A 13507-nucleotide genomic window follows, 5' to 3' on the forward strand; every position below is an offset into this window, starting at 1 on the left:
ATCAGCCCTTGTGGTTGAATAACTGTTGGAAGTTAAGTGTAGTTTGCTTTGCAACAGTTGCAAACTCTAGGCCTTTTAAGGACGCGATAGTTTGGCATATATGTGGTAAATAGCTTGGCTCATTGCGATGCGATTTAGGTTTTGGTGTTAACGAGCGAGGGATCAAAAACGGTGCATCCGTTTCTATTAATAGGCGCTCTAATGGCAGCATAGGCATCAGTTGTTGCAGTGATTTACCGCGACGTTCGTCACAGACCCAACCGGTAATACCAATGTATAAACCGAGCGATAAATACTGTTCTAAGGCGTGCTGATCACCAGTAAAACAATGTAATACTCCACGCACCGAATATTGTTGCAATATTGCCAGCATATCTTCGCTCGCATCGCGCTCATGTAAATATACCGGAAGGTTTAACTCTACTGCCAAAGTGAGTTGTCGGTGCAACACGGAACGTTGAGTCTCGCGGGGAGAAAAGTCGCGATTGTAATCTAATCCACATTCGCCAATCGCAACAACCTCAGGGTGTGCAGCGAGAGTGCGCAGTTGTGTTTCTAGTTTTCCATCGGCTGATTTTGCGTCATGGGGGTGAACACCGGCGGTAGCAAGTAGCTTGTACTGTTGTGCTAAGTTAATCGCTTGCTGACTGGAGTTTATATCGCAGCCAATTAACAGCATTTGGCTAACATTTTGCGCTTTTGCGCGAGCAATGATAGCCGAATGTTGAGCATCAAATTGATGATTGGTAAGATTTACGCCTGCATCAATGAGTGATGTGGTCATTAATTAGTGCGCTTAACGCGGATCGAACGATTCTGGCCTGCTTTTTTTAATAAAAAGGAGTTGAACATACCACGTTCAATAATCACGGTATCATTTTGGTCGATACGCAAGCTATCTGAGCCAATTTGACGCCATTGTTGACCGTTGTCTAAACTAATAATTAATTCACCGTATGGCGCTTCTTTGACGTTGCTAACGACGGCTGATATTTCATTGTCATTATCTCTTGCTACTTCTTTGTGTTCTAAACCAAAATCGTCATTTTTAGTCTTAGCTATTTGCTCATTGGCTACTGCTGCAGCTGTTGGTGCGCCAACGTTAGGGGCTGCTGAGTTGGTAGGTGGGGTTAAGGTTTTTGTTGTTGCTGGCTTACTTAATGATTTACCCGCCATAGTGTTGTCATAACAAAGCAGACGATTGAAGTCATTTTCTACAAATGTACATGCTTGTAAAGCTTGTAAGTTAACTTCATTGGCATGAACAGTAGGAATGCTTAATAAGGCAAGTATTGGTAGTAGTTGTTTTTTCATTTATTCCTCAGACTCATTTTGCTGGGGTTTAGCGCTATAAAAGGATGCTAAGATTAAACCCAATTCAAATAACAGTAGCATGGGAAATGCTAATAATGTTTGTGATAGTACATCCGGTGGCGTTAAAAACATAGCTACAACAAAAACACCGACCACAATATAAGGACGTTTTTCTTTTAAACTTTGTGTTGTGGTAGCGCCACTAAAACACAGCAGCATTATCGCTACTGGAATCTCAAAAGCGACCCCAAAAGCAAAAAATAGCTTCAACGCAAAACTTAAGTAGCTACTAATATCTGGTGCCAACGTCATCATTTCTGGGCCAACGCTAGTAAAAAAGCCAAGAATTATGGGTAGTACTACAAAGTAACAAAATGCGATACCGCTATAAAAAAGTATAATGCTAGATGCTAAAACAGGCATTAGCATGCGTTTTTCATGTTGGTATAACCCTGGCGCAATAAAGCCCCATATTTGGTGTAATATTAATGGAAACGCTGCAAATAAAGCGACAAATAAGGTTAACTTAAACGGCGCAAAAAATGGTGCTGTTACATCAGTAGCGATCATGGTTGCTGTACTTGGTAAGTGCGCAACTAATGGGGCCGCTACAAAACCGTAAATATCGTTCGCAAAGTAAACCAGCGCAATAAAAAATACCAATATAGCTAATAAGGCTTTCATAAGCCTATTTCGCAATTCAATTAAATGACTTACAAAGCCTGATTTAACTTGTTCAGTCATAATTTAACTCGTTACCGATATATAGACCATAGCCAACAAAAATAATTTCATTTTTGTTCATCAATATTCACTTTATCTGTTTGCTCAGAAGATCTTTTTTTATAACTGTGGGTGACTGAGTCCGCTGCCTTTTGTAATTCGCTGACCGAGTCTTTTATTGCTGGACTTAAGTCTTGCATGCCTTGTTGTTCAGCTTTTTTTAAATTTTGGTGTAACTCATGCACTCTTAATTCTTCGTTGACTTCAGCCTTAACAGAATTAGCCAACGATTTTATAGTTTTTACCCAACGGCTAACAGTACGAATAGCAACCGGCAAACGCTCAGGGCCAAGTACCACTAAGCCGACGATTAACACCACAACAAGTTCCCACATACCCATGCTAATTAAGCCTTATGGTCTTCTTTATTTTTATCAACAGACTCTTTGTTTTGTATTGGGTTATTTGCTTGTTCAATTGGTTCTGCTGGTTTATTTTGCTCATCTTCAGAGACTGCTTTTTTAAACCCTTTTACAGCGTTACCTAAATCACCGCCAATGCCACGCAATTTTTTTGTGCCAAAAAGTAACACTATGATTGCTAAAACAATTAACAATTGCCAAATACTAATGCCGCCAAAACCCATGATGTTCTCCACTTATTTAAATACTGTGAATTAAAATTATTGTACTGATTATACTCACCGAGCACTAAATAGCACTTAGTTTATGTTGCGCTGCGCCAAGCAAGTATAAAGCCGCTTAAAGAGCATATCCCAGCAATACCTGCAGCGACAAGGTCATGCTGCAAATAACATAACCCAGAGACTATCATTGCTGAACCAGCAAAAAGACCAAGTAATAATGGCTTGTATGATGGCTGTGGCAGTGGTGCAGGGCTGTTGCGCTGTTGTTTTAGGTTGTGATAAATCAAATCAGGTAACTCAGGCATTTTTTCTGCCCAAAATGGCAAGTTTGCGTATACCTGTTTCAATACCGACCAAGGACCAACCTGTTGCTTTACCCAGTCTTCTAAAAAGGGTTTAGCTGTTTTCCATAAATCTAATTGTGGATATAGCTGACGCCCAAGGCCTTCAACATACAACAAGGTTTTTTGTAGTAGAACTAATTGGGGTTGAACTTGCATATTAAAGCGACGAGCGGTATTAAATAGATTAACTAAGACATGGCCAAATGAAATCTCTGCTAATGGCTTATTAAAAATCGGCTCGCAGACAGTGCGAATGGCAAACTCAAATTCTTCCACGCTGGTGTCTTTAGGTACCCAGCCAGAATCGACATGTAATTGTGCGACTTGACGATAATCGCGATTAAAAAAGGCAATAAAGTTTTCGGCTAAGTAACGTTTGTCTTCTTTGTTTAGCGTGCCCACGATGCCACAATCGATACCGATAAATTTGGGGTTTTCAGGGCTTTCATAGGATACAAATACATTACCAGGGTGCATATCAGCATGAAAAAAACTATCACGGAACACTTGGGTGAAAAACACCTCCACACCGCGTTCAGCCAGTAGTTTCATATTGGTGTTTTGCGCAACTAATGCCTCAGTATCAGACACTGGAATGCCGTAAATTCGCTCCATGACTAGTACATTTACGCGACTATAGTCACTGTAAACATAGGGAATATAAAGCGAATCAGAACCTTCAAAATTACGCTTTAATTGAATGGCGTTTGCGCCTTCACGCATCAGATCAAGTTCATCAAGTAAGGTTTTCTTATACTCTTTGACTACTTCAACAGGGCGTAACCTTTTCGCTTCATTGATTAACTTGGCCACTATTTTAGAAAATTGTTCCATTAATGCTAAATCAGCGTCAATTTGTTCTCTGATATCAGGGCGAATGACTTTGATAACCACCTTTTGTGGTTGATTATGTTCATCCACTAAAGTGGCTGTATGTACTTGGGCAATGGATGCTGAAGCTAAAGGGGTTTGCTCAAAATCACTAAAGTATTCACTGATATCATCGATTTCGAGTGCATTTTCAATTAGTTGTTGTGCTAACACACCATCAAATGGCTGTACTTGATCTTGCAGCAAGGCCAGCTCTAAAGCGATGTCTAGTGGTAATAAATCGCGCCGAGTAGATAGCATCTGGCCAAACTTTATCCACACCGGCCCCAATTGCTGTAATGCTAAACGCAGTCTTAACCCTGCTGGTTTTTCTGGGTGTTTATTGGTTAGCCAAAATAGACATGCACGGCCAACTTTGCCATACCAAGGTATTTTTTGTGATGGGATCAGTTCATCCAAACCATAGCTAAGGAGGGTTTTTGTGATGTTATAAAGCCGAGCAGCTGACACAGATAATCCTTACTGATTCATTTTGCTTGAAGTAGTTGGTTGATACGTAACTCAAGTTGCGCAACATGTGCTTTGAGTTGACGCGTGTGTTGCTTAAATTGCTCAAGCTCTAAAGGATGAATAGTCACTTTGAGCTCGTCTTGGCATAAAGTAGTGAGCGTTGTAGAGAGTTTCTTGTTGGCTTTTTGACCTTGCTGTTGAGTTTGTTTAACTAATTGCCATAGTTGCTGTGCCGCTGCGTCACCAAGATAATCAGATAAATGTTCAGGCCAATCGATATTAAGCGCAGCGAAAGCATTACTAAACCCTTGTGCAATATTTAGATCACCTTGCAAATCGAGTTTATCTTGGCGGATTAACTGAGTCAGCATTGCAGGGTTTTTAAGTGCCATTAACGTATTAATATCGGCGCTTATCATGCAGTCATATTGCGTTTCGGTAGTGTTGTATAAATGCAGTTGTTGGCCAGTAAACACCACTAAAAACTGCTGTTGCCAATCGCGTATATCAATTAATAAACGTTGTTGGGATATTGACGACAGTCTATCGCTAAGAGTGGGATCGAGTTTAAGCGCCGTATTTAAAACCCTTTCGACGAGTGCGACCATGAAATTATTTAACATACAATACCTTAGCAATAAACTTTACTAGCTGGTGTGACGCTTAATATTTAAAGCCACGATGTAATGCTACAATACCACCGGTGAGGTTTTGATAGGTGGTTTGCTCAAATCCAGCCTCGTTCATCATTGCTTTTAGTGTTTCTTGATCTGGGTGCATACGAATTGATTCAGCTAAATATTTGTATGATTCACCGTCGTTAGCAACTAACTCACCCATTTTAGGTAGTAAGTTAAATGAGTAAAAATCATAGGCTTTACTTAACACTTGATGCTCTGGTTTGGAGAACTCCAATACCAGTAGACGACCACCAGGCTTTAAGATTCGGTACATCGAGCGAAGTGCTTTATTTTGATCTGTAACATTACGTAAACCAAAGGCAATGGTAATTAAATCAAAACTATTATCAGGAAAAGGCAGTGCTTCAGCATTCATTTGTACGTAGTCAATATTACCGACAAGACCTAGGTTATGTAGCTTTTCGCGGCCCACTTTAAGCATTGATGAGTTAATATCACCTAATACTACTTGCCCAGTATCACCAACCAGTTGACTAAACTTTGCCGTTAAGTCGCCGGTACCACCTGCTAAATCCAGCACATGATGGCCTTTACGCACACCTGAGCTGGCAATGGTTTGACGTTTCCATAAACGATGAATACCAAACGACATGAGATCATTCATTACGTCATATTTAGTAGCAACTGAATGAAATACATCGGCAACCATAGAAGCTTTTTCGGTTTCGGCAACGGTTTTATAACCAAAATGCGTGGTCTTTTCAGGATTCTCGTTCATGATTAATCTCTATCGTGGTAATAAAGACTAGTGTACTTGATTGTTACGCCATGGTGCAATTTGAATATGGGGGAAATTGCTTGTGGATCAAGCTTTATTATTTATTCGTTGTGGCTCACTGTCCGGCAATAAAGCTGCTTTGGCCAAGCGATCTTGCTTTATGTGCTGCATTGGAGGCTTTACGGGCAAGATTATTAAAATCTTTTTCGTCTAAGTGCTTGGCAATCCCTAATGACAGGTTGATTGCTGGTAGCTTAATACCGTTTTTAGAACTGACGAATCGCAGTTTCTCGACTCCATTACGGACTTTTTCAGCAATTACATTCGCAGTTTCAGGGTCGATATCGGCCAGTAATACAGTAAAAGCATCTTTGCCAGTACGCCCTGGCAGGCCACTTTCAAATACATACTTTTGAATTTGTTTAGCTACTTTACTTAAAATTACTTCACCAATGATATCGCCGTAGTTATCAATAAAGTGATCTAAGTTATCGATTTGGATGGCAATTGCACACACAGATTTTTTTTGGTTTAACCATAATTGTGTTTGCTGGTTTAAATAATGACGTTTAAAAAGGCCTGTTTGCTGGTCGGTGATGTGTTGTTTACGTAATTGTACGAGTTGTTGTTGGGTTTTCTCTTGTAATCGCTTTGCTTTGATCAGCTCTATTTTAAATTGTTTATGTTGAGTGAGCAGGTGGGCAGTTTGCTTATTTAATGTCTCAAGTGCGAGTTTGCTTTGGCTAACATTATTTTCATCTAATAAATGCACGCATTCGCTGACCTGACTTGCAAAGCGGATGATATCTTTTTCGGTTGAATGCGCGCTACGTGATAATGAATTAATAACATCATCAACATTGCGTACCATTTTGGTTTCAGCTTGATGAGCTTGATCCATATAATCGAAATACAGTTGCTCTATATAAACACAGTCAATTTCTTGGCCTTGAGCAATTGCACGATCGATAGTGGTATTTAAATCAGAATTAACTTGGCTGATATAGGTATAGACAACGTGATAATTGAGAGGGGTCGGTGGTAATATATGGTGTTCTAAAAAGATACATACCTTGGTCATTTTTTCTTGAGCAATAGCCATGGAATCATGGAACATCATTGTATACACCAATTAAATACACGTAACAGCGAAATTAAATAACCTTCTCCATGAGGTCTTGACGCGATCCTAGCGTATGAGATTGCCTTACATTAATCTGTATCGGGGATATTTAAAAGCAAAAATATGTAATTTGGCAGCGAAATCTCCATTTTTCTCGTTCATTAGCTGGTTTTCTCGACAATCTTATTAGGCAATAAAAATGCTGATTAACTACTAGCCAATAGTCGCGGTTAATTTAACCTTATATTTATCGCCCTTGGTCGCATTTTTTTGGTTATTTGATCTGCCTAGGTTAGGTTAAACATCACGTTTTAAGTAGCAGATCCCTATTATTATGAAAAAATCACCTTCATCGGTTATGCGTCATTCCCTGTTAAGTATCGCCTTGGTATGTACATTAAGTGCGTGCCAAATGACCACGATAGATAGTGACCAACAATTTACGCAAGTGGCGCAATCAATTGTTGATTACCGTAAAAGTATTAGCACGTATAGCAACCCCGAGGGGGTTGATGGCTATTTGTTAACTAATTTATCTGCGGAGTTTCTTGAAAAGAAATACCAACATAACACTGAATTATTAGCGCAGTTAGATGCAATAGATAAAGATAAACTCAGTGATGAAAACCGTATTAATCTCACTATAATTCGTGGCCAAGTACAAAATAGTATCGATGAATATGTATTTAACAGCCACTACATGCCGCTTACTTCTGAATATGGCTTTCACTCGAGTTTATCTTTTATGGTGTCGAGTTCAGATTATAAAAAACTAGCTGATTACCAGCTTTATCTACAGCGTTTGCAGCAAGTTCCTCGGTTTTTTGCGCAAAATATCGGTTGGATGCGTAAAGGGCTGGAAGTTGGCTTAACTCAACCTAAGGCTGTATTAATTGGTTATCAAGATTCTATCAGTGCATATATTGTTGATGACGTTACTGAGTCTGAATTTTATAAACCATTTTTAAATAATACCGCTGGTTTGAGTGATAGTGAGTTTTTTGCTTTACAGCAACAAGCTAAAAAAATCATTAAAGAACAGGTGATTACTGCTTATAAAAATTATTTAACGTTTTTTAATGAAGAGTATCAGCCAGGTGCGCGTACTGAAATTGGTATCTCTGCTACACCAAATGGTGCTGCGTTTTATGCTAATCGTGCCAAGTATTACACCACCACAGATATGACACCAAAAGAAATCCATGAACTGGGGTTAAAAGAAGTGGCACGTATTCGTGCTGAAATGGATAAGATTATTGAGCAAGTTGGTTTTAAAGGCACATTTGCTGAATTTGTGCACTTTTTACGTACTGATCCGCAATTTTACGCTAAAACACCGGAAGAGTTATTAAAAGAAGCATCGTACATAGCTAAAAAAATGGATGCACAATTACCTAAGCTATTTCACACCTTACCACGCATGCCTTATGGTGTTGCACCTGTGCCAGCAAGCATAGCGCCTAAGTACACGACTGGCCGTTACTCTGGTTCGAGTCGTGATGATCAAGCGGGTTATTACTGGGTAAACACTTATGCACTTGATAAGCGCCCTTTATATGTTTTAGAGGCACTTACTTTTCATGAAGCTGTACCTGGGCATCATTTACAGATTTCCCTTAATGCTGAATTAGAAAACCTACCAAGTTATCGTCAAGATGCTTATTTATCAGCATTTGGCGAAGGATGGGGATTATATTCTGAATACTTAGGTATTGAAGCGGGCTTTTATCAAGATCCATATAGTAACTTTGGTCGTTTAACTTATGAAATGTGGCGTGCAGCCCGTTTAGTGGTTGATACTGGCATGCACATGTACGGCTGGAGTCGCGATCGTGCGATGAAATTTATGAGCGAAAATACAGCATTGTCTTTACACAATGTGAAAACCGAAACTGATCGTTATATTTCATGGCCAGCACAAGCACTATCATACAAAATTGGTGAGCTGACTATTAAACGCTTACGCAAAGAAACAGAGCAAGCATTAGGGCAAGACTTTGATGTACGCGAGTTCCATCATCAAATACTTCGTCATGGCTCTGTGCCAATGTCAGTATTAGAAGATCAAATCCATCGATACATTGAAACTGAGTTAACTAAACAAAAAAGCTAGCTTCTATCGACATGGATCGCTGCATTCAGTGCAGTGATCCATTAAAATCCTTTGCTTGAAATTTAATCTGCTTATATGCTCTCTACTGTAATAAGATTTTTACTAATATATTCGCTACTTAGCTTAAGTTTTTAGTATAAGTATTAGTGAAATGAGAAAACAACCAGCAAGGGGCGCTGCATGAGTAATTTAATAGTTTTTAGCATTGATGTGTTTGCCAGCTTATTTATAGTGGTATTTGGGTGTTTAGTTTTAGTTGTTATTTATTTTTATATCAGTGATGTCACTCAATCTAAACAAGCGATTAGACGTAATTATCCGGTAATAGGTCGGTTTAGATACTTTTTTGAGCGCCAAGGTGAGTTTTTTCGTCAATACTTTTTCGCTATGGATCGCGAAGAAATGCCATTTAATCGCGCCGATCGTAGTTGGGTTTATAAAGCGGCTAAAAATGTTGATCGTACCACCGCCTTTGGCTCAACTCAGAGCCTAGAAGTTACCGGGACCGTGATGTTTATGAACTGCGCGTTTCCTACCTTGGACGAAGAAGCGCTTGAACCTAGTGCAGTTACCTTAGGGCCGCATTGTCCAAATCCTTATATTACTAAATCGCTATTCAATATTTCAGGTATGAGTTTTGGTGCGTTATCAAAACCTGCTGTACGTGCGTTATCGCAAGGTGCCAAACTCGCTGGTTGTTGGATGAACACTGGTGAAGGTGGTTTAAGCCCTTATCACTTAGAAGGAGGTGCCGACATTGTGTTTCAAATTGGCACAGCTAAATATGGTGTGCGCGATGAACAAGGTAAATTAAGTCATGAGAAGCTCAAGCAAATAGCTGCGCATGAACAAGTAAAAATGTTTGAAATTAAAATGAGCCAAGGTGCGAAGCCTGGTAAAGGCGGTATGTTGCCAGGCAAAAAAGTGACTGCTGAAATTGCGGCTATTCGTGGTATCCCAGAAGGTCACGATTCAATTAGCCCAAATGGTCATCCTGAAGTTAAAAACCCTGCAGATTTACTTGATATGATTGCCTCGGTGCGCGAAACGACTGGCAAGCCAACCGGCTTTAAAGCGGTTATTGGCGCTTATGCATGGCTGGAAACCTTGTTTGCTGAGATCAATCATCGTGGTATTGAATCTGCGCCCGACTTTATTACTATCGATAGTGCTGATGGCGGTACCGGTGCTGCACCACAACCGCTGATGGATTCGGTGGGTTTACCACTGAAAGAAAGTTTACCTTTGGTTGTTAATATGCTCGAAAAGCATGGCCTGCGAGAGCGAATTAAAGTTATTGCGTCAGGCAAACTGATTGTGCCGTCTAAGGTTGCATGGGCGCTCGCGCTGGGCGCAGACTTTGTTGTATCGGCACGTGGTCATATGTTTGCTTTGGGTTGTATTCAAGCGCTGCAATGTAATAAAGACACTTGCCCAACAGGGATAACCACACACAACGAGCGGTTGCAACGTGGCTTAGATGTCGCCGATAAAGCGCAGCGCGTAGCAAACTACAATAAGTACATTCATTATGGTGCGGGTTTAATTGCTCACTCATGCGGGGTATTTAGTGCCCGTGAACTTGGCCGCCAGCATGTGCGCGTTGTGCAAGAAAACGGCCTGTCAGAGCCGCTTGATAAAATGTATGAAAATTATCAGTAATTTAAAATACTAGGTAATAGAAGCTAGGTCCCGCCCAAATAGGTTGATAAAAGGCACTAAATAAAGTGCCTTTTGCTATTTTTATAAATTTAATTTAGTTGGCTTATCAATAAAGAGAAAAACTCTTCTTTGTTATTGCAAGTGTGGGCGTTGAGTACTAACTGCTCACCCAGCGCTAAAGTGTGGCGTTGTACGTCTAAACGCGCCTGCGCATCTTCAATGCCATCAATGTCAGCAACGTGTGCTAAGCCGATAGTGCGGCGTATTAGTTCTGTCCCACAGTAACCAATCGCGTCTTGTAATACTTGTTGCATAAAATACTCGCCATAACCAGCGGCTTTTAAATTGTTATCTGTGGTTTGCTCTGCAATAAATGTCAGCCACTGTTGTTCAAACAAAGAATAACTCTCTTGCAGGCAAGTCAGTAAATGGGTGTGATAGTTACGGCGTGTAACAAATTCACTAATACGAGCATTTTGCGCGCAGTAGTTTAATAATAAATTGCCGATAAATGAGCCGATATCAAAGCCAACTGGGCCAAAAAAGCCAAATTCAGGGTCGATCATCTTAGTGGTGTTTTGATCGACAAAAATACTGCCGCTATGCATATCACCATGTAATAGCGTCTGCGGGCATGATAAAAATTTAGCTTTTAGTTTTGCGATCGCTAAATGTAATGCGGTGTTATTTTGTAATTTATAGACTGTACTTTGCAACTCGCTTGGGTAGTTATTACGCTCATGTTCACGCAAGATATCGTTGAAAAACAAATCTTCAGTAATTTGGCACAATTCTGGATTAGTAAACTGACTGACTTTGGCTTTTTTATCTTGCGCGGTTAGGTAAAAGTCTGAGTTATAAAAACCGGTATGGCTTAAGTAGTGAGCCACATGTTGACCTAATAGCGGAAATTGCTCTGCGTTTATTTGTGCGCTACGCAAAATTTGTAAGTGACCAAGATCTTCTAAAATGGTCAGTGCTTGCTCTGGATTATGATGCAATACTTTTGCTGTGTAGTCAGGGCTTAATGCGCCGTGATTGAGTAAAACCTCAGCTTCAATGCGTGCTCGGTCAAGCGTTAATGGCCATGACTCACCCACACAGCGCGCATAAGGCAAGGCTTGCTTTAAAATAACGCTATTACTTTGCTCGTCGCTTATTCTAAAAACGAGATTTAAATTGCCATCTCCAAACTCATACGCCGATAACGTTTGGTCAGGATCAAACAAATCATATCCATCTTTAGTTACAAGATTTTTAATATAATCAATCGCATGCTGTGCATTAAAGGCAACGTATTCGGCCATCGGCGTACTCTCAGAAAATGATAAACGATAGCATTCTATACCTTCAACCGTTTAGATGTCTACACTTCTGGGTTGTGCGTTTTAAAAACTACTGTAAAATAACCTCAGCCTAACGATTATTCAGGATCAATCATGCAAGACCTCATAGCGAGCAGTTTAAAATATCAAAACAATACACTAAGCGTGTTAGACCAATACCTACTGCCGCATCAGCAGGTATGGCACGAATGTGATGATGTAGCCAGTATGAGGGATTTAATTCTAAGCTTAAAAATACGCGGCGCACCGCTAATTGGTTTAGGAGCAAGTTTGCTAGTTGCCCATTTGGCAGAGCAAGGCACCGCTAAAGTAGCATTAGCGCAGGCGATTGATGATTTAGAAGCCACTCGGCCAACCGCGGTTAATTTAATGCATTGTATGGCAAAGTTACGTATTGCGTTACAACAAGATGATTATGTAACGGCAATTGTAAGCGCAGCTGTTATCCTGTTTAATGAAGATATCGCCTTGTGTGAAAGCATGGCAAATCATGGTGCTGCATTGGTTAGCAGCGGCGATAATATTCTCACACATTGTAATACAGGCGCCTTAGCAACCGCAGGTATTGGTACTGCTCTTGGTGTTATTTATAAAGCGCAGCAACGTCATGGCGATATTCATGTATGGGTGGATGAAACGCGGCCATTATTGCAAGGCGGGCGTTTAACCGCGTTTGAACTTGAGCGCTGGCAAGTACCTTACACCTTAATTTGCGATAATATGGCAGCGAGTTTAATGGCTGATGGCAAGGTTGATAAAATTTTTGTCGGTGCAGATCGTATTGCTGCAAATGGTGACTTTGCTAATAAAGTAGGCACTTATAACTTAGCAGTACTGGCGCATTTTCATGACATCCCATTTTATGTAGTAGCGCCGCTAACAACCCTCGATGTAAACACAGCATGCGGTGCAGACATTGAAATAGAACAACGTAACAGCGCAGAAGTGCGCGGTGTAAGCGGAAGCTTTGGTGAAGCGCTATGGGCACCTACAAATGCTAACGTATATAATCCCGCATTTGATGTAACCCCCGCTAAGCTTATTACCGGCTGGGTACTCGATACTGGCGTTTATGACCAACAACAAGTTTTAGTTGGTGAATTAAAAAGGCTGGTTTAACAGCCTTTTGCCACATACACCCATGCATTAATGCCGCTGCTAAATGACTCTTCAATACGGATGTAGTCATTAACTTCGTAGCTATCCGCGTTAGCAAGTTCCTCTAAGGTGATAGTAAAAATAGTGCCAGTTACTGTATCTGTTGGCAGGCCTGTTTTAATTAATGCTGGATGAAAACGCTGGCCGCTGCTTTTGTACACGGCGGCGTCGGTGATCTCAACTTCGCCTACTACGTAACCTTGTAGTGTATCGGCTTGGCCTTCGAGCAAGCGGCCAAAGGTATCAAGCTGTACTTGCTCTAATTGCAGTGTGCCGTATGAAAACAACTTTTCCATTTAAACTCCATTATTAACAGAT

The 13507-nt window shown here is 40.5% G+C and carries 14 protein-coding genes; 3 read left to right on the forward strand and 11 right to left on the reverse strand.

The window, feature by feature from the left end:
• Position 1: 1 nt before the first annotated feature.
• From H5187_RS02160 to H5187_RS02200, 9 genes are all read right to left on the reverse strand, one after another.
• On the reverse strand, positions 2 to 784 hold the full coding sequence (locus H5187_RS02160; protein WP_182717499.1) for a TatD family hydrolase: 783 nt from the start codon (positions 782 to 784) through the stop codon (positions 2 to 4).
• Positions 784 to 1314 carry a hypothetical protein gene (locus tag H5187_RS02165; protein ID WP_182717498.1) on the reverse strand — a complete coding sequence of 177 codons (531 nt, stop codon included), beginning with the start codon at positions 1312 to 1314 and terminating at the stop codon, positions 784 to 786. The genes H5187_RS02160 and H5187_RS02165 overlap by 1 nt, the downstream gene beginning before the upstream one ends.
• Complete coding sequence (gene tatC / locus H5187_RS02170; RefSeq protein ID WP_149982219.1) at positions 1315 to 2058, reverse strand: twin-arginine translocase subunit TatC; 744 nt, start codon at positions 2056 to 2058, stop codon at positions 1315 to 1317.
• 47 nt (positions 2059 to 2105) lie between these two features.
• A complete protein-coding gene (gene tatB, locus H5187_RS02175; RefSeq protein WP_149982218.1) occupies positions 2106 to 2438 on the reverse strand; it encodes a Sec-independent protein translocase protein TatB in 333 nt (110 codons plus the stop codon).
• A gap of 5 nt (positions 2439 to 2443) precedes the next feature.
• A complete protein-coding gene (tatA, locus tag H5187_RS02180; protein ID WP_149982217.1) occupies positions 2444 to 2683 on the reverse strand; it encodes a Sec-independent protein translocase subunit TatA in 240 nt (79 codons plus the stop codon).
• 80 nt (positions 2684 to 2763) lie between these two features.
• Positions 2764 to 4368: a ubiquinone biosynthesis regulatory protein kinase UbiB gene (ubiB, locus tag H5187_RS02185; RefSeq protein WP_182797507.1), complete on the reverse strand. Its 1605-nt coding sequence runs from the start codon at positions 4366 to 4368 to the stop codon at positions 2764 to 2766.
• 17 nt (positions 4369 to 4385) lie between these two features.
• On the reverse strand, positions 4386 to 4991 hold the full coding sequence (locus H5187_RS02190; RefSeq protein ID WP_182797508.1) for an SCP2 domain-containing protein: 606 nt from the start codon (positions 4989 to 4991) through the stop codon (positions 4386 to 4388).
• A 40-nt stretch (positions 4992 to 5031) separates the two neighbouring features.
• Positions 5032 to 5787 (reverse strand): bifunctional demethylmenaquinone methyltransferase/2-methoxy-6-polyprenyl-1,4-benzoquinol methylase UbiE, encoded by a 756-nt coding sequence (gene ubiE, locus H5187_RS02195; RefSeq protein ID WP_145240051.1) that lies wholly within the window; start codon positions 5785 to 5787, stop codon positions 5032 to 5034.
• A 115-nt stretch (positions 5788 to 5902) separates the two neighbouring features.
• Complete coding sequence (locus tag H5187_RS02200) at positions 5903 to 6889, reverse strand: diguanylate cyclase domain-containing protein (RefSeq protein ID WP_149982319.1); 987 nt, start codon at positions 6887 to 6889, stop codon at positions 5903 to 5905.
• A gap of 355 nt (positions 6890 to 7244) precedes the next feature.
• On the opposite strand from H5187_RS02200, the gene H5187_RS02205 reads away from it, so the two are divergent.
• Entirely contained in the window at positions 7245 to 9023 is a 1779-nt protein-coding gene (locus H5187_RS02205) for a DUF885 family protein (RefSeq protein WP_182717496.1), read from the forward strand.
• A 180-nt stretch (positions 9024 to 9203) separates the two neighbouring features.
• Entirely contained in the window at positions 9204 to 10685 is a 1482-nt protein-coding gene (locus H5187_RS02210; RefSeq protein WP_182717495.1) for an FMN-binding glutamate synthase family protein, read from the forward strand.
• Between the two features lie 89 nt (positions 10686 to 10774).
• On the opposite strand, the gene mtnK is transcribed toward H5187_RS02210, so the two are convergent.
• Positions 10775 to 11992 (reverse strand): S-methyl-5-thioribose kinase, encoded by a 1218-nt coding sequence (gene mtnK, locus H5187_RS02215; protein WP_182717494.1) that lies wholly within the window; start codon positions 11990 to 11992, stop codon positions 10775 to 10777.
• Between the two features lie 132 nt (positions 11993 to 12124).
• Here mtnK and mtnA point away from each other — a divergent pair, with 132 nt between their 5' ends.
• Positions 12125 to 13150 carry an S-methyl-5-thioribose-1-phosphate isomerase gene (mtnA, locus tag H5187_RS02220; RefSeq protein WP_182797509.1) on the forward strand — a complete coding sequence of 342 codons (1026 nt, stop codon included), beginning with the start codon at positions 12125 to 12127 and terminating at the stop codon, positions 13148 to 13150.
• On the opposite strand, the gene H5187_RS02225 is transcribed toward mtnA, so the two are convergent.
• Positions 13147 to 13485, reverse strand: coding sequence for a gamma-glutamylcyclotransferase family protein (locus tag H5187_RS02225; protein ID WP_182794330.1), 339 nt, complete (start codon positions 13483 to 13485; stop codon positions 13147 to 13149). The two genes, mtnA and H5187_RS02225, sit on opposite strands and share 4 nt — an antisense overlap.
• Positions 13486 to 13507 lie beyond the last annotated feature (22 nt).

This window comes from Pseudoalteromonas sp. SG44-1 (assembly GCF_014164315.1).
Taxonomy (GTDB): Bacteria; Pseudomonadota; Gammaproteobacteria; order Enterobacterales; family Alteromonadaceae; genus Pseudoalteromonas; species Pseudoalteromonas rhizosphaerae.

Coding starts and splice junctions, on each gene's coding strand:
- H5187_RS02160 (WP_182717499.1), bottom strand. CDS start 784: ATGACCACATCACTCATTGATGCAGGCGTAAATCTTACCAATCATCAA.
- H5187_RS02200 (WP_149982319.1), bottom strand. CDS start 6,889: ATGGCTATTGCTCAAGAAAAAATGACCAAGGTATGTATCTTTTTAGAA.
- ubiE (WP_145240051.1), bottom strand. CDS start 5,787: ATGAACGAGAATCCTGAAAAGACCACGCATTTTGGTTATAAAACCGTT.
- H5187_RS02225 (WP_182794330.1), bottom strand. CDS start 13,485: ATGGAAAAGTTGTTTTCATACGGCACACTGCAATTAGAGCAAGTACAG.
- H5187_RS02205 (WP_182717496.1), top strand. CDS start 7,245: ATGAAAAAATCACCTTCATCGGTTATGCGTCATTCCCTGTTAAGTATC.
- H5187_RS02210 (WP_182717495.1), top strand. CDS start 9,204: ATGAGTAATTTAATAGTTTTTAGCATTGATGTGTTTGCCAGCTTATTT.
- H5187_RS02165 (WP_182717498.1), bottom strand. CDS start 1,314: ATGAAAAAACAACTACTACCAATACTTGCCTTATTAAGCATTCCTACT.
- mtnA (WP_182797509.1), top strand. CDS start 12,125: ATGCAAGACCTCATAGCGAGCAGTTTAAAATATCAAAACAATACACTA.
- tatA (WP_149982217.1), bottom strand. CDS start 2,683: ATGGGTTTTGGCGGCATTAGTATTTGGCAATTGTTAATTGTTTTAGCA.
- H5187_RS02190 (WP_182797508.1), bottom strand. CDS start 4,991: ATGTTAAATAATTTCATGGTCGCACTCGTCGAAAGGGTTTTAAATACG.
- mtnK (WP_182717494.1), bottom strand. CDS start 11,992: ATGGCCGAATACGTTGCCTTTAATGCACAGCATGCGATTGATTATATT.
- tatB (WP_149982218.1), bottom strand. CDS start 2,438: ATGGGTATGTGGGAACTTGTTGTGGTGTTAATCGTCGGCTTAGTGGTA.
- tatC (WP_149982219.1), bottom strand. CDS start 2,058: ATGACTGAACAAGTTAAATCAGGCTTTGTAAGTCATTTAATTGAATTG.